The following is a 24439-nucleotide window of genomic DNA, read 5'->3' as shown; positions in this document are numbered from 1 at the left end:
GGGAATGTATCGATCTTTTGGTCTAATCGAAGTCATTGGCTTTGTCACTGCTACAGCTTGTATAGATGCAATGGTTAAGTCAGCTTTTGTAGAACTTCACGATATGAAGCGTACCGGCTCAGGAATGATTACGATCATTATCAAGGGAGATCTTGCCTCGGTTAAGGAAGCATTGCAGCTTGGGGCGGAAACAGCTCATCAACATGGGGAAGTAATTGCGATGAAGGTAATTGCGAGGCCTTACCCCGGTCTTGAAAGACTGCTTGATCCCGAAGAAAAGGGTGAGAAGGAATGAAAAATTACGAAGCATTAGGGGTAGTTGAAACACAGTATTTTACTGTCGCAATGGAATTATTGGATCAGATGTGTAAGTCTTCAGATGTAGAATTGCTTGCTAGTGAAAATTACTTAGGTGGAAGACTGGTTACTTTAATTGTTGGCGGAAGTTTTTCTGATGTGGATGTTGCTGTTCAAGCAGCTCAGCGAGCAGCAGAAAATAAAGTGAATAACCCTTTGAAAATGGCACTTGTCATTTCTAATCCCCATTCAGAAATTATGAAATACATAGTCTCTTCACAACCAAATGTGGCAGTGGAGGATTCTGAATTGGAGTCTGTGAAAACAGAAAATTCAAAAGGTAAAAAAAAGACATCTAAGAAGGAAAAATAAAATATTGTTTAGGAGGATTTAACATGAATGGATCTTTAGGAATTATAGAAACAAGAGGTTTAACAGCAGCAATTGAGGCTGCAGATGCGATGCTTAAGGCGGCAAATGTAGAGATTGTTGGCAGTGAAAAAATTGGTTCAGGGTTAGTTTCTGTTATTATACAAGGTGATGTCGGTGCTGTAAAAGCAGCAACAGAGGTTGGAGCAGAAGCAGCTGGAAGAGTGGGAGAACTTGTTGCAGTTCATGTTATTCCAAGGCCGCATGGGGATGTCTCCAAATTACTTCCAAATTTAAAATAAGATCATAATAAATGGAAAACAAAAAAAACGAACCTTAGGAGGATTTAAAATGAGCAAATCTTTAGGAATCATTGAAACAAAAGGATTAACAGCAGCAATTGAAGCGGCGGATGCGATGCTTAAAGCAGCGAATGTTGAGATTGTCGGCAGTGAAAAAATTGGTTCTGGATTAGTGTCTGTAATCGTACAAGGTGAAGTTGGGGCAGTTAAAGCAGCTACTGAAGTTGGTGCTGAAGCAGCACAAAGAGTAGGCGAACTCGTAGCCGTTCATGTGATTCCAAGACCACATGCAGATGTTGAAAAATTACTTCCGTTTTTAAAGTAAGAAAGTAAGCTGGTGAAGAACGTTGAATAACACGAACCAATCTGAGCTGATAGAAAACATTACTAGATTAGTAGTAAAAGAGCTTGAAAGTCATCGACTGATCAAAAGGGAAAGTAAAACTCATGTGCCGGTTAGTATTTCGGCAAGACATCTTCATCTTCAGCAAGAGCATGTTCAGATATTATTTGGCAAAGGATATGAACTAACGAAATATAAAGAAATATCCCAGCCTGGACAATATGCATGTAATGAAAAAGTAACTTTAAAAGGACCAAAAGGAACAATCGAGAATGTTCGGGTGCTTGGTCCACTAAGAAAACATACCCAAGTAGAAATATCACGTACAGATGCAAGAAAAATAGGCGTAAACCCGCCTGTAAGAAATTCTGGGAATATTGCAGACTCTGCTGCTATTACGCTAATTGGGCCAATAGGTTCCATCTCCCTTCAAGAAGGATGCATTATTGCTGACCGGCATATCCATATGACCCCAAAAGATGCGGACGAATATGGCGTGAAGGATAAACAAAAGGTGTCTGTCCTTGTCGAAGGAGTTAAGGGTGGGGTAATGAGGCAGGTCACAATCAGAGTGAATAATCGATATGCATTGGACATGCATATCGATACAGATGATGCAAATGCTTTTGATTTAAAAGGAAATGAGTGGCTAAAAATAATAGCTGATTAATGGAGGTTCACAAGGATGATTATCGGCGAAGTAATTAGCAGGGTGGTTTCTACAAGAAAATATGATAGCTTGCAAGGATTCAAGCTTTTAGTGATTCAGCCTTGCTTTGGCAGTAAGGAAGACTGCTTTGTCGCAGCGGATGAACTTGGAGCCGGAGAAGGAGAACTTGTTTTAGTTGCTAGGGGACAAGCTGCTCAACATGCCTTAATTAAAGAAACGCCAATTGACGCTCTTGTTGTGGGACTCATTGATGAGAAACCGGCTATTCCTATGAGTAAAGTAGATCGTAAACATGAATAATAAACCAAGGTCCTAGTTATTAGATTCGCCTACACGGACCAAAGAGATGAAAAAATCGCTCATTTTGGAAACGTAGAGAGTGCAAATTGACCTTAGGAGACGCGAGCTTATGAAGTTATTAGTTATCGGAGGGGTAGCAGCTGGTATGTCTGCTGCCTCTAAACTTAGAAGAATGCAGAAAGATGCGCAAATTGTTGTTTATGAAAAAGGCCGACATTTATCATATGGAGCATGCGGACTTCCATACTATGTCTCTGGAGAAAATGATGATTATACAAAAATGATTGCCAGAACAAAGGAACAATTTGAGGAAATGGGTATGGAGATTTTCCTGCAGCACGAGGTCGTTAAGGTAGTTCCTGAAAAGAAACAGGTGATGATTAAGGATCTTGTTAACAACAAGCTTTTTATTGATACTTATGACAAACTGATGATTGCTACTGGAACAATCCCTATTGTCCCGCCATTTCCAGGTGTCAGGATGAAGAATGTATACGGGTTGAAAACATTAGAAGATGGCATTCGCTTAAAGGAAATTACAGAACAGCCGGAGATTCAAGATGTAGTCATTGTCGGTGGCGGGTATATCGGAATTGAAGTAGTTGAAGCGATGATTAGACAGGGGAAAAGAGTAAGAGTAATTGAGCTTTCAGACAGGATATTAAAAACTTTCGATAAGGAATTGACCGACCTTGCCGAAGAGGAATTAGTTAACCACGGGGTTGAGTTAAATCTCGTTGAAAAGGTAGAAGCCTTTATTGGTTCGCAGCAAGTTGAGGCAGTACAAACAGATAAAGGTACATATCGGGCGGATCTAGTCCTCCTTTCTATAGGTGTTAAGCCAGCAACAAAGTTTTTAGCGGGTTCTGGCATCGCTTTAGGCGAAAATGGTGCAGTCATTATTGATAGAGAGATGAGAACGAATATTCAAGATGTGTATTCTGCTGGGGATTGTGCACAGGTTTATCATAAAGTAATGGAGGAAAATACACATATTCCTCTGGGAACTAACGCCAATAAATGTGGACGGATCGCTGGTTCTAATATAGCTGGCCAGCATAACAAATATGTAGGAACACTTGGCAGTGCAGCGATCAAAGTATGTGACCTAGAAATGGGCAGAACGGGTCTATCAGAAGAAGAAGCAAAGAAATTAGCGATAGATTATACAACTGTTTTTGTGAAAAGTGCTGACCATCCAGGTTACTACCCAAATCAAACCCCGATATGGATAAAGCTAATCTGTGAAAAGAGATCAAGAAGGATTCTTGGAGCACAAGCGATTGGGAATAAGGGAGCTGTTTTAAGAATCGATATTTTTGCTGTTGCAATCCATAATCAAATGACTGCTGATGAATTAGGCATGACTGATTTAGTCTATGCACCTCCATTTGCGGGTGTATGGGATGCAGTTCATATCGCTTGTAATGCAGTAAAATAAAACTAGACTAAAATGACACCTTAACAATGGAGGTGGCCAATATGAAAAAGGTTAAAAGTTTAAAGGAAGCAGTGAGCCTTATTAATGACGGGGATACCATTTCTTTTGGAGGAAATGTTCTTCACCGAGCTCCAATGGCAGCTGTTCGAGAGATAGCCCGGCAAAATAAAAAGTCTTTAAAGCTAGTGAAAACGGCTGGAGCTCAGGATATCGATTTATTATGTGCTATGGATTGCGTAGAATCAGTGGATGCAGGATTTGTCAGCTATGAGACGAAATACGGATTAGCTAACCATTATCGACAAGGTGTACAATCAGGGAAAATTAAAGGAAATGAACATGCTTGCTATACGGTTATTTGTGCGCTCCGGGGAGCTTCGATGAATGTGCCATTTATGCCTGTAAAAGGGCTTAATGCTGGTGATTTACTAGTAAAAAATGATTATTTTGTGGTTGTAGAAGATCCGTTTAGTGGCGAACCAATTACTCTAGTAAAATCGATCGTACCTGATGTCGCTATTATTCATGTACATGAATGCGATGAAAAAGGGAATGCCATCATTTATGGCCCTAAGTTTGAAGACATCCTTTTAAGCAGAGCAGCTAGAAAAGTAATACTAACAACTGAACAAATCGTTCCTGGGAGTAGGATCAAACTAAACGCAGATCGAATAGATATTCCAGGATTTTTAGTTGATTCCATTGTTCACGTCCCAAATGGAGCAGCCCCTGCCTCGTGTTATAAAAGGTATGAAGTCGACGATAAATCGGTAGCTTCGTTTTTAAAAATGAGTAGCAAGAAAGAGATTAATGGTTACTTGCAAGCCTATGAAACAAAGGATTACTTAGGAGAAAGGATGGGAAGACGACTATGAGGACTGAAGGATATAGGGTTAGTGACATCATGACATGCTGCATTTCCAATATGCTTCAAGACAATGAAACGGTCTTCCACGGTGTCTCTTCTCATTTGCCAATGGTTGCTATGAAGTTAGCTAAATCGATGCATGCACCGGACTTAGTACATTTAAACATTCCTGGAGGTGTAAATCCAGGTTCAATCAAACAGGCATCTTATTCATCTGCAGGTGCTGATTTATTAGGAACGGCTGAAGCATATTTTCCATTAGAAGAAGTATTTGACCTCTCTATGCGGGGAAAGCTAGATGTTGCATTTCTTGGTGGGATTCAATTTGATCTAAATGGGAATGTGAATGCATCGGTTATTGGTGACTATCATAAACCTAAAGTCAGACTCCCTGGTGGGGCAGGCAGTGCAGTCCTTATCCCCACGGCAAAAAAAGCAATCATTTGGAGAGTCAAGCATGACAAAAGGACGTTCGTAGAAAAGGTTGACTTTACAACTACTAGAGGGAATTTATGGAGAATTGTTACGCCTCTGTGTATTTTTGAATACCGTAATGGAAAACTGCATCTTGAGAGCGTTCATCCGACATCAAGCATAGAAGAAGTAAGGGACAATACTGGCTTTGAGCTGATATATGATGAGATCAAATATACGCCTGTACCGACGAATCAAGAGCTTGCAATACTGAAGAAAATTGACCCGTATGATTATCGTTCAATTGAATTTTAATAAGCAGAGATCTTCATGTTCTTTACGATCAGGAAGATCTCTTTTCATTTTAATTATTTTGCACATTCGTTCTTCTATCTATATATGAGAAATAATATGTTCGCGTTATAATTGTAATACATATCATTTTAATAAAACCTTAACTTCCAAGGAGGAGGATAAATATGAGGATGGTTGAAATGACAAAAAGCATGATCGAAAACGAACATATTTGCTGTGCCTTAGGGGCAAAACAATATGAAAAGGCAGTTAATGAAAAGAAGCAATGGCTAAGAGACCGAATGAATGAGGGATTGGTCTTTACTCGATTAGATGAACGTGCAAAAGTATTTATAGAATATTTACCTGCAGAAATGGCATGGGTTCCTATTCATGCTCCAAATTATATGTATATTAACTGTTTATGGGTTTCTGGCAGATATAAGAATAATGGGTATGCAAAGCAATTGTTAAGTGATTGCAAAAAAGATGCAATGAATCGCGGGATGGATGGGATCGTACATATCGTTGGCCAGAAAAAATACCCGTATTTAAGTGATAAACAATTTTTTGAACATATGGGATTTGAGGCAGTAGACTGTGCAGATCCTTATTTTCAATTAGTGGCACTGAAGTGGAATGAACAAGCTGTGATTCCTTCTTTTATTAAAAAGGTAAATACTTTATCAGATCATGTTGGAATATCCGTATACTACACAGCACAATGTCCATTTGCTGTTGGTATCATAGATGATTTAAGAAATATAGCAGAGAGAAAAAATGTATCGTTTAAAACGTACAGGATTACAACTAAAGAAGAAGCCCAAAATTCACCAACAATATGGACAACGTTTGGTCTGTTCTATAATGGGGTATTTATCACACACGAAATAATCAGTCCGAACAAATTTGAAAAATTACTAACGAACCTATTGGAAGAAGACTCAAAATAAACATATATGAAAAGGAAAGGGGCAAAGGGCTTCAGTTACTTGAAGTCCTTTAATTATTATTAATAATAAGGGCGGGTCATAACTATTAGAGAAGGGTATAATAAAGAAATATAAAAATCGAATGTGGAAGGGAAATCAATACGATGGAAGAACAATTCGAAAAAAATGAAATGGGCTGGAATTTTGACAACAGTTATTCCAGACTGCCTCATTCATTTTACTCCAGTATGAGCCCAAACGCTGTACGTGATCCAAAGCTTGTGATTCTTAACCGTTCTTTGGCAGAGTCATTAGGACTAGATATAAAGAAATTACAATCAGAAGACAACATATCGATGTTTGCTGGAAACCAGTTTCCTGAAAATGCATCACCCCTTGCTCAAGCATATGCAGGACATCAATTTGGGCATTTTACAATGTTAGGGGATGGGCGTGCTTTACTGATAGGGGAGCAGATTACGCATAAAGGTGATCGATTCGATATTCAGTTGAAGGGTTCAGGCAGAACGCCATATTCCCGTGGCGGGGATGGAAGGGCAGCACTAGGACCAATGCTGCGGGAATATATCATAAGTGAGGCTATGAACGGACTTGGAATTCCTACGACACGCAGTTTAGCAGTAGTCACAACAGGTGAGTCAATCATCCGTGAAACGGATTTACCGGGTGCAATTTTAACAAGAGTGGCATCTAGCCATATTCGAGTTGGAACTTTTCAATATGCGGCTAAATTGAGTACCGAGGAAAATCTCAAAATCCTCACAGATTATACAATTAATCGCCATTATCCGGAAATTGCTTCAAGTAAAAATCGTTATCTTTCTCTTCTAGTAGAAGTGATCAAGCGCCAGGCAAAGCTCATTGCCAAGTGGCAGTCAGTAGGTTTTATTCATGGGGTGATGAACACTGATAATATGAGTATAAGCGGAGAAACGATTGATTACGGTCCGTGTGCTTTTATGGATACGTATAATCCAGCAACGGTATTCAGTTCGATCGATACAAGAGGACGCTATGCGTATGGAAATCAGCCGTATATCGCTTCATGGAATCTTGCGCGATTTGCTGAAACCTTATTACCGTTGCTCCATGAAAAAGAGGAACAGGCAATTGAAATGGCTCAGGATGCGATTGCTCAATTTACTGTGCTTTATCAAACAAACTGGCTAACAGGAATGAGAGCAAAACTTGGGATATTTAATAAGGAAGATGAGGATGAATCGCTTGTTAAAGACCTCTTTACTATGATGGACAAATATGAAGCAGATTTTACGAATACCTTTCGTGCGTTGACATTTGATCGACATAAGGCTTTAGATTTATTTGGCAAGGATGAATTTAGTCAATGGGTAGAGTTATGGCAGGGAAGACTGCAAAGGCAGCAAGAATCAAAGGAAGCCTCCTATCAGTTGATGCGGGAATCAAATCCAGCAGTGATTCCTCGTAACCATAGGGTAGAGGAAGCACTCGATGCCGCAGTGAACGAGGGCGATTATAGTGTCATGGAACGGCTTCTTGAAGTCTTGTCAAATCCATATGAACATACAGAAAAGCAAGCAGAATATTGTACTTTGCCTGCACCATCTGATCGTCCATACCGAACATTTTGCGGTACTTAATTATTGGACTTTGGAGTAGAGAATTGTTTAGCGCAAGCAGCCATCGCCTATCAAACTTGAGGTTCCTCCCAACGATAAGTCGACATCAACTCGCTCCACTCATTGTGTCTGCTTTACGAAAGAACCGGGCCTTCCAGTTTGTTCGGCCAAGGCGCTTGCGCTTTTCTTATTTCAATTCTATTTTTTCAATATACTTAAATATTCTATCCAAGGACCAACATCTGTTCCGTATCTTTTGGCCATTACTCGTACAATTTGAGCAATATGGGTTAAATCATGAGTTACCCAAGTGGAAATCACTTCTCTTAACTTTACTTGGCCAAATACCGGGTGTATACCAGACCATTCGAGATGCTTTTCAGGATCTACTAGACTTTTTAGTTTTGAAATATTTTGTGTTCTTAAAGAATTAAATTCCTGCAGTTTTTCTGGCAACGGTTCATTCGACTCTTTATTTAAATGTGCAAACCGGTCATATGGAGGGAAGGTTTTATTTTCACCTCATGAAGAATTAATTCGACTCTTTGAATCCAATTGTTTTTTTCTCCTTCAATCAGATGATCAACAACTTCAAGGGCAGTCCACGTTCCGTCTCCTTCGTTGCATTGCAGCCATTCATCTGATAAACCACTTAAAAAAAATGTTAATGCTTGTGGTGTTCTTTCCAATACCTCGATTGCTTCCTCCAAATTAAAATTCATGACTAGACTCCTTTCAATAGTCAGTTAGTTGAGTCAATTTTTTTATTCCTTCTCGAATTTGTTTTTCATTTATATATGAATAACTCAGTCGCATCCATGATGAAGGAGCTTTAATCGGATCACAGATGTGACCAGGTATGAAAGAAATGGAATTCCCAATCGCTTTATTTAACAGTCTTTCAGTAGACTGATTGTCAGGAAGGTGAACCCATAAATTCAGTCCGCCGCCAGGGCTGTTCCATTGCCAAGTAGTGCTGGCTAATTCTTCCTCCATTATTTCTTTTCTAATTTGAAGCGCAATTCGAAGTTTATCTAAATGCTGTTGTAATCTAGCCGAAGTAAAATAATGAAGAAAAATCTTTTGATTAAGCAGAGGTGAGCCGTTATCTGTTAATGCTTTAACGGAAATAAGTGAATTCATTACTGCAGGCTGACATATGATCGTCGCTATCCGCAATCCAGGGGAAATGTATTTGCTAAAACTACGGATATAGATGACTATACCAGACGTATCATAGGTATAAATTGGAAGTGGAGGCTTTTGATCAAAATAAATATCATGATATGCATCATCCTCGATTAAAAGACAGTGGTATCGCTCCGCTAGCTGGACTAACTCTTTTCGCTGAGCTGCTGGTACGGTATAACCAGTTGGATTGTGGAAGGTAGGATTAAGATAAAACAATCTTGGTTTATGCTGCCTCATTAATTGTTCTACTTGCCCTAAATCATATCCATCCGGAGTAATATCTACAGTCAAAATTTGTGCTCCTCTTACTCTGAAAATATCAATTGCCGCACTATAACTCGGCCGTTCGAATAGAACTTTGTCCCTAGGCTTAATGAACGTTTGTGCAATAAGGTGAATGCCCTGTTGTGCGCCAGAAAGGATTAATAGATTTTCTGCAGAAATGACTGTTTTATATTGCAAGATAAAATAGTTGGCGAGTGATTCACGAAGTTCATCATCCCCTTTTACGTTCGAGTAAGTTGCTAAAAGCTTCGGGTATAGGTCAAATACTTTTTTTACGTAGTCGGATAAATAGTGATTCGGCAATAAATTTGGATCAATTAAAGCTTGAGAAAAGTTATTCTCGACTTGTGATTGGTGGATTTCAGATAATGAACTTTTTTGAGCGTAGGCTGAAACAATTGGGTGATTTATGTATTTATCTATTCCCGTCTCTTTTGCTTGGACATAGTAGCCAACTTTATCCTTAACATATATCTTGTTATGTTTCTTTAGCAGTTTATATGCCTTTAATACAGTTAATCGATGGATATTTAATTCAACTGCTAACTGTCTTATGGAAGGGAGCTTTTCATGTTCATTCCATTCTTGGCATTCGATTCGGTTTAACACGAAATCGTATACTTGGTTAAAAAGAAAATCTTCCCTGGCGGTAACTTTACCCACATCGATTCCCCCTTATTTGGTTTCATTTTATCACAGTACATGAGTAACTGGTCTATTTCATTTCAACTGTTCTACTCACTTCCTTTTATGATATGTAAAAAGGAGGAATTAACATGGTTATTATTAGTTATCTATTAATGTGTCTCATATTCGGGACAACATTTTTAGCAATAAAATTAGGAGTGGATTCAGGATTACCACCATTTTTATCAGCAGGGTTTCGCTTTTTTACTGCAGGTTTCATCTTATTTGTCATTATGATTTGGAGAAGGAAAGCAACTATTAAAATGGTATTTCGAAAAGAGATGGTTTTGATTGGAGTATGCTTAACGTTTGGCACATTTTCTACATTATATTGGGCTGAGCAATATGTAACCTCAGGTGTTGCTGCAGTTTTATCTGCTGCAGGTCCAATGATGATCCTGTTCATACAAACTATTTTTCTGAAACAAAAAGGAAATCTATTATCGAGCCTTGGCTGTATGGTGGGGATGATAGGTGTATTCCTCTTACTGCTCCCTACTTTTATAATCAAAACAAATGTATATTGGGTTTATGGCTGTTTGGCAGTCGTTCTGGGGACAGCCTTTTATTCAGCCGGTACAATTTATTCAAAACACGTAATGAGTAGATTTCTAGAAACATCTCCAATTGCACTCAATGCTATTCAAATGATGTATGGAGGACTATTGCTATTCATTCTATCTTTCCTTACTGAAAGGGGACAGTTTGATTACGATATGAGACCTTCTTCAATTGGGTCGCTCGTCTATTTAATTGTCTTTGGCTCAATGATCGCACACAGTATTTATTATTGGCTAGTTGCAAGAACAAATCCTATTTTCCCCTCTACATGGCAATATATCTCGCCTATTATTGCAGTTGTAGTAGGTGCTATTTTCTATAACGAACATATTACCTGGTTAACTGCGGTTGGAACAATGACAATTATAGCAGGTACAATATTGGCGAATTTTCAAACACTCAGGCGGTTAAAAATCATCAGATTAAATGGATGAAAATCCTTTTTTCTTGCTAAAAAAACGTGAAAATAGCACTATTAATTTAAGAGCGGCAGGTTGGAACCCACGCTTCACTTCTAAAAAGGGTGATAAGATTAAGCATAAAATAGATGAATAAGGTGGGTAACTTAAATAGGAGGGAATTTAAATGGAAATTGGTGTAAGTACATTTGTAGAAACAACACCTGATGTTAAAACAGGTGAAGTCATGAGTCACGCACAGCGCATTCGAGAGGTAGTAGAGGAGATTGTTCTTGCGGATAAAGTTGGACTGGATGTGTTTGGGGTAGGAGAACATCATCGCATCGATTATGCAGCTTCATCACCGGCAGTCATACTAGCAGCTGCTGCATCACGAACAGAAAGGATCCGACTGACAAGTGCAGTCACTGTTCTATCTTCAGCTGATCCAGTGCGAGTATTTCAGGATTTTGCAACTGTTGATGCCATTTCAAATGGTCGTGCAGAAATCATGGCAGGAAGGGGCTCTTTTATCGAATCTTTTCCCTTATTCGGTTACGATTTAAACGACTATGATGAGTTATTTGAGGAGAAGCTGGACTTGTTGCTTAAAATTGTGGCGTCTGAGAAGGTGACATGGAAAGGCAAACATCGACCAGTCATTGAAAATCTTGGCGTGTATCCGCGTCCGGTTCAAGACCCCCTTCCCGTATGGATTGGAAGCGGGGGGAATTCAGAATCTGTTGTTCGTGCCGGAATTTTAGGTCTTCCGCTTGTACTAGCTATAATTGGCGGTCGTCCTCTTCAGTTTGCCGCACTTGTAAAGCTATATAAAAGAGCAGCGGCACATGCTGGACATGATTTATCGAAGCTGACGATTGCTTCTCATTCACATGGGTTCATTGCTGAAGACACGGAAACAGCAGCAGATAAATTTTTCCCATCCACTCAGTATGTAATGAATAAATTAGGGAGAGAGCGTGGATGGGGACTGTATACTCGTTCTAGTTTTGATGATGCCCGCAGCCCTGAAGGTGCCTTATATGTTGGCGATCCACAAACTGTAGCAGAAAAAATCATTTCCCTCCGAAAGAACGTAGGGATTACTCGTTTTATGCTGCACGTACCAGTTGGAACGATGCCACATGCGGAAGTTATGAGAGCAATTGAATTGCTAGGGAAAGAAGTGGCTCCTCTAGTTCGAAAAGAGATAACTAGATGGGAAGCTGAAGGAGAAGAAAAAAGTCATAGGTAAAAGTTGACTATTGATTCAATATCTATAAGAAAATATATCCATTTTTAAGACATTTAAATTAAGTGATAGAAAAAAACTCTGAGTGAACCAAAAGTATGCAGCTAAGGAAATCTTGGCTGTTTTTTATTATGGAAATAGGTTTACTGTATTCCTGCTTTCATGCTGGCTGATAGTTTAGTATTCTAGTATGGAAAAAAGTTTTTATAACTACCCAAATAAATAAGTGAGTAGGAGAAATGTATATGCAAACTTTAGAGAAGATCAGTGACCGGTTTTGGTATTTAACACCTGTGTCTGAGACGGATCGGCCAATTTTGGGCGTGGTTATAGGTGATAAACGTTCTTTAATGATCGATGCTGGCAATTCAGAAAACCATGCCAAATATTTTCTAAACGAGTTAGAAATAAATAAAATTCCACAGCCAAGTTTAGTAGTGCTTACACATTGGCATTGGGATCATAGTTTTGGATTATCTGCATTAGACATGATTTCTGTTGCTTCTAAACAAACTAAAACTGAGATTGAAAAGCAGGTTCCGTTTGAATGGACGGATGTAGCCTTGGATGAGCGAGTTCAGTCTGGTGTGGAGATAGAATTTTGCGCAAATGTTATCAAAGAAGAGTATGGAAGAGAAAGGAATATTAGAATTACACTTCCAGAAATTACTTTCGAAGCAATGATGCAGATTGACCTTGGCGGAGTCACTTGTCAACTTCAGCACGTTGGTGGGGATCATGCTCAAGATTCTGTAATTGTTTATGTGAAGGAAGAAAAAATATTGTTTTTAGGTGACTCCATTTACGCAAATATTTATTCAAGTAAAAGGAATCACACAGTTAAACGGACACTTGAGCTTTTAGATATGATCGACTTATATGATGCTGAAACCTATATTCTTTCGCATTGGAGGCCAGTATCAAAGCTAGAATATCAGCAAGAGGCTGCTTTGTTACGGGATATCGCCAGGCTAACTGAACAATTTACTGGGAGATATGAGGCTATTGTCAAAGCATATAAAGCTCAAGTTGAGCGAGAATTAAATGAAGATGAGCTTGAAACCATTGAGTATTTTATTAATGGGTATGAACTTGATGGGGGAATAATCGGTTAATGAGCAGGATGGATTATCCAATTCCCTCACCTTTAGTTTTCTATTCATTCGTGTACCCTAGATATAATGTAATAAATGGAGGATATGATCATGAAAAAAGTTTTTGCAGATGTCATTCAATTTCGTGGCACACATTATGATTTTGGTTATTATCAAGGAGAAGTTCTTAGAGATTCGATATTGATCAAAAACAGGGAGCGGCAATGGAAGGTACGAAAGCCCCTCTTTAAGATTGACCTCGATGAAACTCAACAAGTTTTCCAGAGGCTCGCACCAATGATTTGGGAAGAGTTACTAGGATTACGGGATGCTTTGGAATGGCCAATGGTAAGGGTATTACAGGAGTTTGGCGGGTACAGAGTGAATATTAATCCATCTGGGTGCTCCATTTTTGTTGGCGACCATTACATGATTCGCAATTATGATTATCATCCAAAAACGTACGATGGCAGATGTGTTGTTTTCCAACCGATTGATAAGGGGTATGCGACAATTGGCTTGAGCCAGAAAATCACTGGCAGATCTGATGGAATGAACGAAAAAGGTCTAGCAATGGGATATACCTTTATGAATAGGAAACGTCCCGGTGATGGCTTTATATGTCACATGATCGGCAGGCTAATTCTTGAACTGTGCGTCAATAAAGAAGAAGCGGTTGACTTATTGAAAGAAATCCCACACCGCGGTTCATTTAGCTACGTTTTATACGATTCAAGAGGAGAGTTGCCGTTTATTGTGGAGACTTCGCCTAGAAGAATAGAGGTGCGAAACGGAATTGCATGCACCAATCATTTTAAAATCATGACGGAAGAGAATCGCCACGTTCTAGATGATTCAATAAAAAGAATGCAAGTTATTGAAGAACATCAAGGAGATGGGTTAAGTGGACATGAGGCATTCAGGCTATTAAACGACACAGATAGGGGGATTTTCTCAAAACTTTACGGGAGCTGGGCAGGAACGATTCATACGTCCGCTTATTATCCGCACGAACTGAAAGCTTGGATTGCACTAGGTGGGGACCAAGAACCAACACAAATTGACTTTTCTAACTGGTTGAATGGAGAAGACCTCGCTATTAGGCAAATACAAGGGACGGTTGAAACGGATATTCCTTTCGTTAATATGGAACAGGCAGACTGGTATCGCTAATTATTGAAAACTTTTTCTTTACATTGATTTTATTCACTCATCACAATAAACAAAGTGCCAACTTCTATTAATTAGAAATTGGCACTTTGTTTATCGTGATGCTTTTGGCGGTTGGCACACATCACATTCCCGTTGATGATTATTTTTAAATTTCGTAAATGTTTTTTCAAAATGACTGCCACATGCACATTTAAATAGTAACTTTTGAGAAAAACCGTGATATTCCGTTGTTAGCAACTTACTATCCGAATTCTTCTCAACAAAATCTTTAATTTTATCGATTGTCCATCGCTTATTCATTTTCTTCCCCCTCCATATTTTTTCACTAGTCGGAGGCTTATTCGGGCATCCGTTCAATAATGAGTAAAATCGTAATTATCCTAAGTTTTTTATTATAGCATGCGTAAGCCTATATTTAAAGATACATTAGATGAATCAATAGGCGTTCATTTTAGATTATAGTAGAAAATGATTAAAATTAGGAAATTTGAGCTAATGACAGTTAATAAATGCTGTGTTACTATATCGATAACAATTAACGAATTGTTAATTTAAATACAAAAGGTGTGAAGCAGATGAGCAATCATTCTTTTAATTATGATGTAAGTAACTACCGAACGCCTGATGGCTATACGAGTGATATTGCCGTTTTCACGATTATTTCAACCGAAGTAGGCCCGTATAAGCCTCCTGAAAAAACATTAAAAATTATGCTCATTAAACGAACCGAAATAACCAAAGAAGGCCACCCCAACATAGAAGGGGGAAAATGGGCATTGCCCGGCGGTTTTATCAAACCGGAAGAAACCGCATATGAAGCAGCAGTTAGGGAACTTAGCGAAGAAACAGGAATCATGGGATTACGAATCAAGCATTTTGGTGTATACGACCAATTTGGACGTGATAAGCGGGGATGGATTATTTCAAATGCTCATTATGCCATTGTGCCAGAAAATAAGCTGGTCAAAAGGAGAGCTGCAGATGATGCAGCCGAGGTAGAGCTTTTTTCTATGGACGAAGTGTTTCAGCTGGACTTAGCTTTTGATCATAAGCAAATTATTGAGGAAGCGTTATGGTTCATAAAAAAAGATATGTCCTTAACAACTGTCGCGAAAAATTTCTTACCCAAGCAATTTGTTCTATCGGAACTGCAAGGGGTCCTGTTAACTGTTATGGATGAGCCTTGGCTTAAACTTGATGCTCAATTTTTCCGGAAAGCACCATCTCTTCCTTTTATCGAAAAAGTCGTGAAGGATGGAGAGCCGCAAAAGACTAATCGCTGGTCGAAAAATAAAGCACAGCTGTATCGATTTAATGATTTTGAGCCATATGTATCAATTTATAATGCCAAATATTAATTTTTTTAAGTGTTATAATTAACAAATTGTTAATTAAAAAATTCGAGGAGCGATGAAAATGAAGATTATGAAAGATTGGACTACTTTTGAAAAGCTATGGCTTATAATTTTTACATTAACTAATATCTATCTATTTTTTGCCTGGGACGATACCATTCTTGGGCTGATCACCTCCATTTCTGGAATGTTATGTGTGGTGTTAGTTGCAAAAGGAAAAGTGAGTAACTATTATTTTGGCATCATTCAAACAGGAACCTACGCCTACATTGCGTACAGCTATGGTCTTTATGGTGAAGTGATGCTCAATGCCCTGTTTTATTTTCCGCTCCAATTTGTCGGTATCTATTTATGGAAGCAGCATTCAACTGATCGCAAGATAAAAGGGGAAGATATCCAAATTAATGTTTTAACGAAAAAAGGATGGATCGGAACGATTATATCGTTTCTAGCAATCTTTATTCTATATGCGCTCCTCTTAAAAAAGCTAGGAGGAAATGTAGTATGGATTGATTCTGCCACAACGACCTTATCTGTTATCGCTCAAATCCTCATGTTAAAACGGTTTACACAACAATGGTTATTTTGGATCGCGGTGAACGTGTTATCGATTGTACTGTGGCTGAAAGCTCTGATTTTACAAGGTGGCAACGACGTATCGATGCTTGTAATGTGGTCAGCCTTTTTAATCAATAGCATTTATGGATATTATAACTGGTCTAAAGTTTATAAAAAACAGAAGAGAGAAGGGATGTAAATGAAACGAGTGGGATTTTTTGGCGGGAAGCTTCTGCCCTTCCATCTAGGTCATGTGTATTCGATTATTAAAGCGTCTACGATGGTGGATGAATTATATGTTGTGCTTTCACATAGTGAAAAAAGGGACCGGGAATTATGTGCTGAAAGCAATTTATCCTACATCCCAGGCAAGATGAGGCTGCGGTGGCTTTCTCAATTAACAAAGGAAATGAATAATATAAAGGTCGTTGATGTAGAAGATCAGGATGGGAATGAGGACTACGATTGGAAAGAGGGATCCTTGAAAATTCGGAAAGCAATTGGGAGAGAAATTGATGTTGTTTTTAGCTCTGAAACTGAATATGGCCCCATTTTTAAGGAGCTGTACCCTGAAGCGCAACATATTTTAATCGATGAAAAAAGAGAGCAGGTTCCCATTTCAGGAACCGAGATTCGGGAAAAAGGGGTATTTGCCTATTGGGATTACATTCCCGATGTATCCAAACCTTATTTTATAAAGAAGGTTGTCATTTTAGGGACGGAAAGCTGCGGGAAATCCACCCTTACTAAGAATCTAGCACATATTTATAACACAACATATGTCAAAGAGTATGGAAGAGATTATTGTGAGGACTTAGGAGGCTGTGATGGAATCATTTTAGAAGAGGATTACCCGATGATTGCGTATGGCCATAAACTGAAAGAATATGAAGCAATTAAACATGCCAATAAAATTGTTTTTATCGACACCGAAGCAGTAGTTACTCAATTTTACTCTGAGCTGTACAATCAAAAACATCAAACAGTGCTAAATGAGATTGCTCGGAATCAAAAGTACGATCTATGCCTATATTTAGAGCCTGATGTCAAGTGGGTGGATGATGGATTAAGAGTGCATGGACAACAAAAGGTAAGGGAGGAAAATAATCTCCGATTAAAGGAACTATTAAAGGAAAATGGGATGGATTTTGTAAGCATTGGCGGAACATATCAAGAACGTTTGGAAAAATCGATAGAGCTGATTGACAGAACGTTGGGAATTAAAGTGTAGGTGATGAGATGAGACGGTTAAAAGACGCCGTTTATGGATTTGCAGTAGGCGATGCACTAGGAGTGCCTTTTGAATTTAAAAAAAGAGGGTCATTTCACTGTACGGATATGGTTGGGTATGGGACATGGAACCAGAAAGCTGGGACGTGGTCAGATGATACCTCGATGCTTTTGGCAACTTGCGATTCCCTAAAGGAACACAATGGAATTATACATGTTGATGATATGATGGGTAAATTCGTACAGTGGTATTTAAGAGCAGACTACACTGCTCATCGTGAACGATTCGATATTGGGAATACAACCGCAGTTGCCATTGAACAATATCGTCTAGGCACGTCCCCTTTGAAATGTGGACAAACCGACATCTTTTCAAATGGAAATGGCTCGCTCATGCGAATTTTACTCCTCGCTTTTATTCTATGTGAAGAGGATGAAATTAGAGATGTATCCAGCCTTACCCATGCTCACTTCTTATCGAAAGAGGCATGTGTCATATATGTAAAAATCGCAAAGCTATTAATACATGGCGAATCGATTCAATCCATTCTTTCAAGCTGGACATGGAAAGAACCGTTTGAAAGAATGGGAAAGATGGCACAGCTTTCCGAACCGGATATCAAGTCATCTGGCTATGTCGTAGATACATTGGAAGCAGCCCTTTGGTGTGTATGTACTACAAAGAACTATAGGGATTGTGTGCTGAAAGCGGTAAATCTTGGCGAAGATACTGACACAATTGCCGCAATAGCTGGCGGACTTGCTGGCATCATATACGGATATGAACAGATTCCTTCTGATTGGGTAGAAAAATTGGCAAATAAAGAATTGATTGATGAATGTTTGTTTTAAATGTTATAGTTTCCAAAACTATTAATTTATCTCCATTTGTATTCCATATTTCGATTATAGCTGGAATATGCAGCAGTTATAATAATCGCAGATTGAACAATACATTCGTTGGGAGATATAAAATGAATACATTCAAATTTACATTGCTAATAATCTTAACTACATTTTTGATGGGTTCTTCTTTTGCTGTAGTTAAGATTGGCTTACCTTACTCATCCCCACTGTTATTAGCAGCACTACGCTTTACACTTGCTGGAATAATTATGGCAGTAATAGTAATCATTTTAAAAAGACCGCACCCGACATCCATTAGTAGTTGGATAAAGGTATTTATTATTGGTGCTTTTCAAACAGCAGGTGTTATGGGATGTATTTTCTTGAGTTTACGAACCATCACAGCAAGTGAATCCTCCATTCTTACATTCATGAACCCGTTATTAGTTGTTGTATTCGGTACCATCTTTTTAAAAACACACTATAAACTTTATCAATGGATTGGTGTTTTTTTTGGATTAGTAGGGGTAAGTATAACAATGGGGGCACAAATTGAATTTAAGATTGGTATTCTTTTTGGGCTTCTTTCTGCTGTTTTTTGGGCAATTGCCACATTATTAGCTAATAAATGGGGTTTACATTTCGATACGTGGGTTTTATCCGCCTATCAGATGCTATTTGGTGGATTCCTGCTTTTACTTAGTAGCTTTATTCTCGAAACACCATTTTTTATTTTAAACAGTAGTTCATTGCTCATTTTATTATGGTTAAGTATGATGTCTTCTATTGTTCAATTTGCCGTCTGGTATTATCTTTTACAAAAAGGTGAACCAGGAAAAACAAGTGCCTTTTTATTTTTGGCCCCTTTCTTTGGTGTATTATCTGGCTGGTTCCTATTAGGGGAGTCGTTATACCCATCAAACATAGTTGGCGGCATGTTTATTATTATTGGTATCTATCTTGTAAATAGCAATTTTCAGCAGAAAAGTAGTCTAGTTAATAGAAATTTAAAAATGAATGAATAGCTTGACCTAAAAATCAAGAGAACATCCCTCATAGTGTATAGAAAAAGCTAAACTATTCTGGTCTATTCAGTAGGGTTTTATTCTTAGTTTTAAATTACACATTGATATAAAAAGTCTCTCTTTAACTATTTCTGATAAAAAGCAATGAACACTTCTTAATTTATTGACTCGATGCAACGGTTATTCTGGAACCACAAACCATTGATACATTCATTGGTCAGACGAAGTCGAAATCGATACAAAGCATTAAGAGCTTTCCTCTTTCAAGCTGCAATGCCTTTATTCACTAGATTTCCCCAAATAAACCATAGTTATTAAACTAGAAAAAATCCCTGAATCAAAAAGCAGGGATTTTGCCATTTCGGTAGTATAATAACGTTGCACTCTATATAATCGGTCTTATTGCTTAAATATCCTCTCGTATATTTTATTTCCAATTTTAGTTACCGAAAGTGTGCCATCCACAATGATATCTGAATTCGGTTTAATTGTCTTAAGCATTTCAAGATAGCCCCGCCTACCATGTGAAATGTAGTTTTTCATTTCAGTCAAAATCGTTTCAGTAGAATTATTTCTAAAATCTCTTATTACTCGACGGGCCATTGCAATATCCAAAGGAGTATCAATAAACACAGTTAAATCAATAAATTTACTTGTTTTAGAGTGTTTATAAGCAAACGGGTAATCAATTATAATGTATTCTAAAGGTTCAGACTGCAATTCTTTTAAATCTCTAATTAACGGAGTTAAGTTCCATTCATCATAATTAGCACCCTTATCAACCCAATCAATAATGTCACTAGGACCATCAAAATCATAGTCATCAAAAAATAGTATTTTAGAATTATGTAATCTTTCGTTTAGATGTTTTACAATAGTTGTTTTCCCTCCACCAGAGACTCCAGCAATGGCAATAACCAGTGGTAGCTTCCTTTTATTCATAACGTTCGCTCCTATTTTCAAAAGGTTTTCTGTTACTAACATTCTTTTATTTCATATAAAATAATACTAAATTAATAATCTAATTGTTTTAAACCTAAAACTAAGCCATGTTCAGACATTTCTATAATTTTATACAGTTTTAGCCTTTTTTCTATTTCCTTATCCATTTTTTCTGCATTACTAAACAAGCCCATGACGGATTCAATCGCATAGATTAGAATAGAGAACACACCAGCACTCCCTAAATTCACTCCTAAAAGTTCTTTATCTGAAAGGTGAGTGTTCATTATTTTTTTTACCTCTTTGTAGTATGCTCCTTTTATTATGATCTTGTCATACTTTGACTTTAACCCCACTAATAAATCATTTGGATTATAAGCTTCATAAATCGGTTTTTCTTTCTCTAAAATTAAGAGTTCATTTAGTACATCACCCGGAGTTTTATTTAATGTTTCTGCAATCGCAATGATGACTTTACTTGAGTATTTTTCAATACTTTTATTAAGATGAGTAGAAAGTAACTGTTGACTCACACCGGTTTTTTTATAGACATCATATCTTTTGCAATTATGTCTTTGCAGATATAAGTCTAAATAATTCATAAGAATACACCTCTATTTGATAAAATTATATTTATTAGTCAATTATATTTTACTATCGAACGATATAAAAGTACACCATTATTTGTAAAAAAATTAGAAAATAACGCGGTTTTGGATAAAATATTTCGTTTTTCATTGTATAAAGAGTTTAATGGAGAAAGAATATCGAATATATAGAATACTTATGGTAATGACAGTATAGTGTTCGAAAAAAATTCACCTCAAATTAACCAGTTAAAAGTAACTATATTCCATTATAACTGCCATTTTTCAATAAAAAGTTTTCTTTATTTAGCTTTTTAAATATAAGAAGGAGGAATGAACTTGACAGATTACAAGATAAGAACAGAAACGGAACAGGATATTGATTTTTTATGGGAAATGCTTTATCAAGCCATTTTTATTGCAGAAGGAGAAGTACAGCCTTCATGAGAGATTTTAAATCAGCCCGAGATATTGAAGTATTTATGTAATTGGGGAAGACAAGGGGATATAGCATTAGTCGCGATCGACTCAAGTGAAAAACCAGTTGGAGCAATATGGACACGTTTATTTGATGAAACAAATAAAACGTATGGATTTATTGACAAAAACACTCCAGTACTTAGCATGGCTGTTCTACCAGAATATAGAGATCAAGGGATAGGAACTTTACTTCTTAATGAAATGATTAGAAAAGCTAAGAATTCTGGTTTTATCTCATTATCATTAAGTGTTGACCCAAACAATTCTGCTCGTCGTTTGTATGAAAGGCAGGGATTTGAGAAAGTCGGTATAAATGGAACATCGTGGGATATGGTGACAGCATTAGATAATAAGTAAACGAGTACTGGATAAAACAAGCAGAGGCTTTAAGAGATAAATTACAGAGCATTAATTTTGATTTTGTTTTTTCATCCCCTCAAGAGAGAGCGGTACAAACAGCGAAAATTGTTACCGGGGTCAAACTGTTTTAGATAATAGATTGGATGTTTTTGATTTAGGTGAAGCTGATAGATTACATATTAGCGAAGTAAAAATGGCAGGTCCGTTACCTGATTCCTCTGTCTATAATGGTGTTGAAGACCCAAATAGATTTATTAAAAGAGTATTTAGCTTTATGAAAGAACTTGAAAATCTAAATAGAAAGAAATAAATATTCTTATATCTGGTCACAGATGTACAACAGGTTGTATTGGTGCTTTTTTTGAAGGAATGCCCCAAGATAGGAATATTTTAAAATTCTCCTCCGATACTGGTGATTATAAAACATATATTATTAAATAAGGTTAGGTTCATGAGAACATATGTACTTAAACTGTTTGAAGAATTATTTTAACAAGACATAAATTTATCATCTTAATTAAATGCCGTTAAATTCGTTTAATTGTTATCAGTTGAAATCGGAAGGGATTTTCATATACGAATGAATTATTTTATTGGGAGTATCTTATCTCATAACAATCATAAATTGTTCAAACTGTAATCCTTTATTAAATGAGGTGAAATCTTGTTGCATGTGAGAATTCGGTGTACCGGTTTAATTATCGAACACAATTCTGTACTATTAGTTGAATATGATGATAACGGAATTCATTATAATTTACCTGGTGGAGGACTGGAACCTGGTGAAACGATAATGGAGGGGGTTGCGAGAGAGGTGTTAGAAGAAACTACAGCTCAAGTAGATGTTGGACCGTTAGCATTAATTTATGAGTTAACCCCTTATAAACAATCAGGTGATTATAACCTCAATGAGCAACACTCTTTACATCTCATTTTTGAATGTAAAATAAAGAACCATTCAGAGCCACGATTACCCAAATTTCCTGACCGACACCAATCAGCGGTGAAGTGGATTCCTCTAGAAGAACTAGACTCCATTTTATTGATACCAAATATTAACCAGCAAATCAAAAACTATGTGAACCACAAAAGAAGTATCGAATTACTTGAAGATTATAGGTTAGACAAACTCCGTTTAGAGTTAAAGTGATTCATATTACGGTACAATCTTCAACAAGGAGAGGTTGTGCAGCTTTTTTGGACCTTAGTATTACAAATAATGGCCAATTTCGGGAGAGGAATTCTTACTTTCTTTATAAACTGTTATTTAATTAACTAGAGAATCATTATGTATTAGTATATTTGTAAATAATCAATCTATTAAACTTTATAAAAAAGGATTTACCTAAAGAAGTGTTTCTATGAGTATTTTGTTCGAATTTGCAGGATCGACAGTATACCTGAACATGTTAGCTGATTTTTAGGAACATTAATAATTCATCTGCTTTTTTCAAATAATAGTCTCCCTTTGATTGAATAAAAAATTGTACATTTCTAACCCAATAGTTCAGTTTTTCTAGACTCATCAATAACATTTAGAGAGAGGAGCAAGAGGAAAGGGGAGGGAGAAATGATTTCATTATGGGAAGAGCATTTATTTTGGTTAGAAATACTTCAGGACCATGCTTATTTTGTCCGGGATCATTTATCAGTGAGTGAAGTTGAATATGTCCAAACCGCTGAGCAATATATTCATTTGTATGATGATTTGTTGAAACAATTGAACCATTTATCACCTGCAATTTTGCGTAGCAATCCTGCATTAATAGAGTTTTCAAGAAAGGCCTGGCCGGTTGTGAAAGGATATTTTGATTTTGAGGGGGCACTTCAAGCCCTTCGAATTGAGAATGCAGTGAATTTAAACTTGTCCCCAACTTATCTTAATGGAACACTAAGTGAAAACCAGGAATATTTAAGAATTTTATCTTACTTGATAAAAGGGTCAGAGCCAGTTCCTTTAAGTCTAATTGATTTAATGGACTTGTGGCTGGAGGACCAGCTGGGACATGCAGTCTTATTTAAAAATTTACTTGATCCTATCGAAATTATGGTTTCTAAACAAGCAGATTTATATATCGGCAAATATCAGGCATTCATTGTACAAAATCATCATTTTAAAGGATATTTACGGTTTAAAGAGCCAGGTTTTGCAAGACAAACTGAATTCGCTTTGGAAGTTGGAAAAACTACACTTGAAATGAGCCAGTTTATCTATACAATGACAATGAAATATAGAGAAAACAAGCTCTTAAACAAGGAAACGTTACGCTTTCTAATACATCATTTTCCGGAAACCTGTTATTTTATTAAAAAATTGAGCCACTATGCTCCCCAATTGCAGCATGAAGCTAGTCAATGCTCATTAAGGAGAGATTTCTATTGGTAAGATACATCGACCATAATGTAAAAAAATAAAAAAATGTAAACCCTAGTCTATATATGATAAAATATATCAATTAAATGTAGGAGGAATTATTTATGAAGTGCAATGTATATAACAGGGTACAATTTAAAGAGGGAAGCGTATCAATGGCCCTATAAACTGCGTGAACCCTCATTAATATTG

29 protein-coding genes and 1 pseudogene are annotated in these 24439 nt (G+C 37.2%); 25 read left to right on the top strand and 5 right to left on the bottom strand.

The window, feature by feature from the left end:
* Positions 1–4: 4 nt before the first annotated feature.
* The 11 genes from RUH74_RS09965 (at position 5) to RUH74_RS09915 (ending at position 7870) form a co-directional block, all read left to right on the top strand.
* A complete protein-coding gene (locus tag RUH74_RS09965; protein ID WP_313800149.1) occupies positions 5–295 on the top strand; it encodes a BMC domain-containing protein in 291 nt (96 codons plus the stop codon).
* The gene (locus RUH74_RS09960; RefSeq protein WP_313800148.1) at positions 292–669 is read left to right on the top strand and encodes a BMC domain-containing protein; all 378 of its coding nucleotides are present in this window, start codon (positions 292–294) and stop codon (positions 667–669) included. The genes RUH74_RS09965 and RUH74_RS09960 overlap by 4 nt, the downstream gene beginning before the upstream one ends.
* 23 nt (positions 670–692) lie before the next feature.
* Positions 693–968, top strand: a complete 276-nt coding sequence (locus tag RUH74_RS09955; protein ID WP_313800147.1) for a BMC domain-containing protein — start codon at positions 693–695, stop codon at positions 966–968.
* Between the two features lie 49 nt (positions 969–1017).
* Entirely contained in the window at positions 1018–1293 is a 276-nt protein-coding gene (locus RUH74_RS09950) for a BMC domain-containing protein (RefSeq protein WP_053476390.1), read from the top strand.
* A 22-nt stretch (positions 1294–1315) separates the two neighbouring features.
* The gene (locus RUH74_RS09945; RefSeq protein WP_313800146.1) at positions 1316–1981 is read left to right on the top strand and encodes a phosphate propanoyltransferase; all 666 of its coding nucleotides are present in this window, start codon (positions 1316–1318) and stop codon (positions 1979–1981) included.
* A 15-nt stretch (positions 1982–1996) separates the two neighbouring features.
* Positions 1997–2281, top strand: a complete 285-nt coding sequence (locus RUH74_RS09940; RefSeq protein WP_313800145.1) for a EutN/CcmL family microcompartment protein — start codon at positions 1997–1999, stop codon at positions 2279–2281.
* Between the two features lie 109 nt (positions 2282–2390).
* A complete protein-coding gene (locus RUH74_RS09935; protein ID WP_313800144.1) occupies positions 2391–3722 on the top strand; it encodes a CoA-disulfide reductase in 1332 nt (443 codons plus the stop codon).
* A gap of 41 nt (positions 3723–3763) precedes the next feature.
* On the top strand, positions 3764–4597 hold the full coding sequence (locus RUH74_RS09930; RefSeq protein WP_313800143.1) for a CoA transferase subunit A: 834 nt from the start codon (positions 3764–3766) through the stop codon (positions 4595–4597).
* Positions 4594–5319: a CoA-transferase subunit beta gene (locus RUH74_RS09925; RefSeq protein WP_313800142.1), complete on the top strand. Its 726-nt coding sequence runs from the start codon at positions 4594–4596 to the stop codon at positions 5317–5319. The genes RUH74_RS09930 and RUH74_RS09925 overlap by 4 nt, the downstream gene beginning before the upstream one ends.
* 164 nt (positions 5320–5483) lie before the next feature.
* A complete protein-coding gene (locus tag RUH74_RS09920) occupies positions 5484–6251 on the top strand; it encodes an N-acetyltransferase (protein WP_313800141.1) in 768 nt (255 codons plus the stop codon).
* 143 nt (positions 6252–6394) lie between these two features.
* The gene (locus RUH74_RS09915; protein ID WP_313800140.1) at positions 6395–7870 is read left to right on the top strand and encodes a protein adenylyltransferase SelO; all 1476 of its coding nucleotides are present in this window, start codon (positions 6395–6397) and stop codon (positions 7868–7870) included.
* Between the two features lie 177 nt (positions 7871–8047).
* Here the strand turns inward: RUH74_RS09915 and RUH74_RS09910 are convergent.
* A pseudogene (locus tag RUH74_RS09910) lies at positions 8048–8571 on the bottom strand (DinB family protein).
* A 13-nt stretch (positions 8572–8584) separates the two neighbouring features.
* Entirely contained in the window at positions 8585–9988 is a 1404-nt protein-coding gene (locus tag RUH74_RS09905) for an aminotransferase-like domain-containing protein (protein ID WP_313800139.1), read from the bottom strand.
* Between the two features lie 113 nt (positions 9989–10101).
* On the opposite strand from RUH74_RS09905, the gene RUH74_RS09900 reads away from it, so the two are divergent.
* The 4 genes from RUH74_RS09900 (at position 10102) to RUH74_RS09885 (ending at position 14490) form a co-directional block, all read left to right on the top strand.
* On the top strand, positions 10102–11007 hold the full coding sequence (locus RUH74_RS09900) for a DMT family transporter (RefSeq protein WP_313800138.1): 906 nt from the start codon (positions 10102–10104) through the stop codon (positions 11005–11007).
* A gap of 151 nt (positions 11008–11158) precedes the next feature.
* A complete protein-coding gene (locus tag RUH74_RS09895) occupies positions 11159–12226 on the top strand; it encodes an LLM class flavin-dependent oxidoreductase (protein ID WP_313800137.1) in 1068 nt (355 codons plus the stop codon).
* Between the two features lie 242 nt (positions 12227–12468).
* Positions 12469–13338: an MBL fold metallo-hydrolase gene (locus RUH74_RS09890; protein WP_313800136.1), complete on the top strand. Its 870-nt coding sequence runs from the start codon at positions 12469–12471 to the stop codon at positions 13336–13338.
* A gap of 90 nt (positions 13339–13428) precedes the next feature.
* A complete protein-coding gene (locus RUH74_RS09885; protein WP_313800135.1) occupies positions 13429–14490 on the top strand; it encodes a C45 family peptidase in 1062 nt (353 codons plus the stop codon).
* 90 nt (positions 14491–14580) lie between these two features.
* Here RUH74_RS09885 and RUH74_RS09880 read toward each other — a convergent pair whose 3' ends face one another.
* Entirely contained in the window at positions 14581–14790 is a 210-nt protein-coding gene (locus tag RUH74_RS09880; protein WP_313800134.1) for a hypothetical protein, read from the bottom strand.
* A 275-nt stretch (positions 14791–15065) separates the two neighbouring features.
* Between RUH74_RS09880 and RUH74_RS09875 the strand changes: the two genes are divergently transcribed.
* From RUH74_RS09875 to RUH74_RS09855, 5 genes are all read left to right on the top strand, one after another.
* Positions 15066–15848, top strand: a complete 783-nt coding sequence (locus RUH74_RS09875) for an NUDIX hydrolase (RefSeq protein WP_313800133.1) — start codon at positions 15066–15068, stop codon at positions 15846–15848.
* A gap of 58 nt (positions 15849–15906) precedes the next feature.
* A complete protein-coding gene (gene pnuC, locus RUH74_RS09870) occupies positions 15907–16602 on the top strand; it encodes a nicotinamide riboside transporter PnuC (RefSeq protein ID WP_313800132.1) in 696 nt (231 codons plus the stop codon).
* Positions 16603–17634 (top strand): multifunctional transcriptional regulator/nicotinamide-nucleotide adenylyltransferase/ribosylnicotinamide kinase NadR, encoded by a 1032-nt coding sequence (nadR, locus tag RUH74_RS09865; RefSeq protein WP_313800131.1) that lies wholly within the window; start codon positions 16603–16605, stop codon positions 17632–17634.
* 8 nt (positions 17635–17642) lie between these two features.
* Positions 17643–18485: an ADP-ribosylglycohydrolase family protein gene (locus RUH74_RS09860; RefSeq protein WP_313800130.1), complete on the top strand. Its 843-nt coding sequence runs from the start codon at positions 17643–17645 to the stop codon at positions 18483–18485.
* Between the two features lie 122 nt (positions 18486–18607).
* Complete coding sequence (locus RUH74_RS09855) at positions 18608–19504, top strand: DMT family transporter (protein WP_313800129.1); 897 nt, start codon at positions 18608–18610, stop codon at positions 19502–19504.
* Between the two features lie 399 nt (positions 19505–19903).
* Here the strand turns inward: RUH74_RS09855 and RUH74_RS09850 are convergent, their stop codons facing one another.
* Both RUH74_RS09850 and RUH74_RS09845 read right to left on the bottom strand, forming a co-directional pair.
* The gene (locus RUH74_RS09850) at positions 19904–20446 is read right to left on the bottom strand and encodes an AAA family ATPase (protein ID WP_313800128.1); all 543 of its coding nucleotides are present in this window, start codon (positions 20444–20446) and stop codon (positions 19904–19906) included.
* A gap of 71 nt (positions 20447–20517) precedes the next feature.
* On the bottom strand, positions 20518–21048 hold the full coding sequence (locus RUH74_RS09845; RefSeq protein ID WP_313800127.1) for a helix-turn-helix domain-containing protein: 531 nt from the start codon (positions 21046–21048) through the stop codon (positions 20518–20520).
* Between the two features lie 456 nt (positions 21049–21504).
* On the opposite strand from RUH74_RS09845, the gene RUH74_RS09840 reads away from it, so the two are divergent.
* The 5 genes from RUH74_RS09840 to RUH74_RS24155 all read left to right on the top strand — a co-directional run bounded on the left by RUH74_RS09840 (position 21505) and on the right by RUH74_RS24155 (position 24414).
* Positions 21505–21870, top strand: coding sequence for a GNAT family N-acetyltransferase (locus tag RUH74_RS09840; RefSeq protein WP_313800126.1), 366 nt, complete (start codon positions 21505–21507; stop codon positions 21868–21870).
* 11 nt (positions 21871–21881) lie between these two features.
* Positions 21882–22004, top strand: a complete 123-nt coding sequence (locus tag RUH74_RS09835) for a histidine phosphatase family protein (protein WP_313800218.1) — start codon at positions 21882–21884, stop codon at positions 22002–22004.
* 542 nt (positions 22005–22546) lie between these two features.
* Positions 22547–23023 (top strand): NUDIX domain-containing protein, encoded by a 477-nt coding sequence (locus RUH74_RS09830; RefSeq protein WP_313800125.1) that lies wholly within the window; start codon positions 22547–22549, stop codon positions 23021–23023.
* 420 nt (positions 23024–23443) lie between these two features.
* Positions 23444–24259 (top strand): DUF2935 domain-containing protein, encoded by an 816-nt coding sequence (locus RUH74_RS09825; protein WP_313800124.1) that lies wholly within the window; start codon positions 23444–23446, stop codon positions 24257–24259.
* A gap of 92 nt (positions 24260–24351) precedes the next feature.
* Entirely contained in the window at positions 24352–24414 is a 63-nt protein-coding gene (locus tag RUH74_RS24155; protein WP_396229978.1) for a tetracycline resistance efflux system leader peptide, read from the top strand.
* Positions 24415–24439 lie beyond the last annotated feature (25 nt).

Source organism: Cytobacillus sp., from assembly GCF_032154635.1.
GTDB lineage: Bacteria > Bacillota > Bacilli > Bacillales > Cytobacillaceae > Cytobacillus.
The sequence above is the reverse complement of the archived record's forward strand: the minus strand, read 5'-3'. Positions and strand labels throughout refer to the sequence as shown.

Coding starts and splice junctions, on each gene's coding strand:
- RUH74_RS09960 (WP_313800148.1), top strand. CDS start 292: ATGAAAAATTACGAAGCATTAGGGGTAGTTGAAACACAGTATTTTACT.
- RUH74_RS09845 (WP_313800127.1), bottom strand. CDS start 21,048: ATGAATTATTTAGACTTATATCTGCAAAGACATAATTGCAAAAGATAT.
- RUH74_RS09825 (WP_313800124.1), top strand. CDS start 23,444: ATGATTTCATTATGGGAAGAGCATTTATTTTGGTTAGAAATACTTCAG.
- RUH74_RS09895 (WP_313800137.1), top strand. CDS start 11,159: ATGGAAATTGGTGTAAGTACATTTGTAGAAACAACACCTGATGTTAAA.
- RUH74_RS09855 (WP_313800129.1), top strand. CDS start 18,608: ATGAATACATTCAAATTTACATTGCTAATAATCTTAACTACATTTTTG.
- pnuC (WP_313800132.1), top strand. CDS start 15,907: ATGAAGATTATGAAAGATTGGACTACTTTTGAAAAGCTATGGCTTATA.
- RUH74_RS09965 (WP_313800149.1), top strand. CDS start 5: ATGTATCGATCTTTTGGTCTAATCGAAGTCATTGGCTTTGTCACTGCT.
- RUH74_RS09915 (WP_313800140.1), top strand. CDS start 6,395: ATGGAAGAACAATTCGAAAAAAATGAAATGGGCTGGAATTTTGACAAC.
- RUH74_RS09880 (WP_313800134.1), bottom strand. CDS start 14,790: ATGAATAAGCGATGGACAATCGATAAAATTAAAGATTTTGTTGAGAAG.
- nadR (WP_313800131.1), top strand. CDS start 16,603: ATGAAACGAGTGGGATTTTTTGGCGGGAAGCTTCTGCCCTTCCATCTA.
- RUH74_RS09940 (WP_313800145.1), top strand. CDS start 1,997: ATGATTATCGGCGAAGTAATTAGCAGGGTGGTTTCTACAAGAAAATAT.
- RUH74_RS09955 (WP_313800147.1), top strand. CDS start 693: ATGAATGGATCTTTAGGAATTATAGAAACAAGAGGTTTAACAGCAGCA.
- RUH74_RS09920 (WP_313800141.1), top strand. CDS start 5,484: ATGAGGATGGTTGAAATGACAAAAAGCATGATCGAAAACGAACATATT.
- RUH74_RS09850 (WP_313800128.1), bottom strand. CDS start 20,446: ATGAATAAAAGGAAGCTACCACTGGTTATTGCCATTGCTGGAGTCTCT.
- RUH74_RS09950 (WP_053476390.1), top strand. CDS start 1,018: ATGAGCAAATCTTTAGGAATCATTGAAACAAAAGGATTAACAGCAGCA.
- RUH74_RS09860 (WP_313800130.1), top strand. CDS start 17,643: ATGAGACGGTTAAAAGACGCCGTTTATGGATTTGCAGTAGGCGATGCA.
- RUH74_RS09925 (WP_313800142.1), top strand. CDS start 4,594: ATGAGGACTGAAGGATATAGGGTTAGTGACATCATGACATGCTGCATT.
- RUH74_RS09890 (WP_313800136.1), top strand. CDS start 12,469: ATGCAAACTTTAGAGAAGATCAGTGACCGGTTTTGGTATTTAACACCT.
- RUH74_RS09885 (WP_313800135.1), top strand. CDS start 13,429: ATGAAAAAAGTTTTTGCAGATGTCATTCAATTTCGTGGCACACATTAT.
- RUH74_RS09930 (WP_313800143.1), top strand. CDS start 3,764: ATGAAAAAGGTTAAAAGTTTAAAGGAAGCAGTGAGCCTTATTAATGAC.
- RUH74_RS09900 (WP_313800138.1), top strand. CDS start 10,102: ATGGTTATTATTAGTTATCTATTAATGTGTCTCATATTCGGGACAACA.
- RUH74_RS09935 (WP_313800144.1), top strand. CDS start 2,391: ATGAAGTTATTAGTTATCGGAGGGGTAGCAGCTGGTATGTCTGCTGCC.
- RUH74_RS09875 (WP_313800133.1), top strand. CDS start 15,066: ATGAGCAATCATTCTTTTAATTATGATGTAAGTAACTACCGAACGCCT.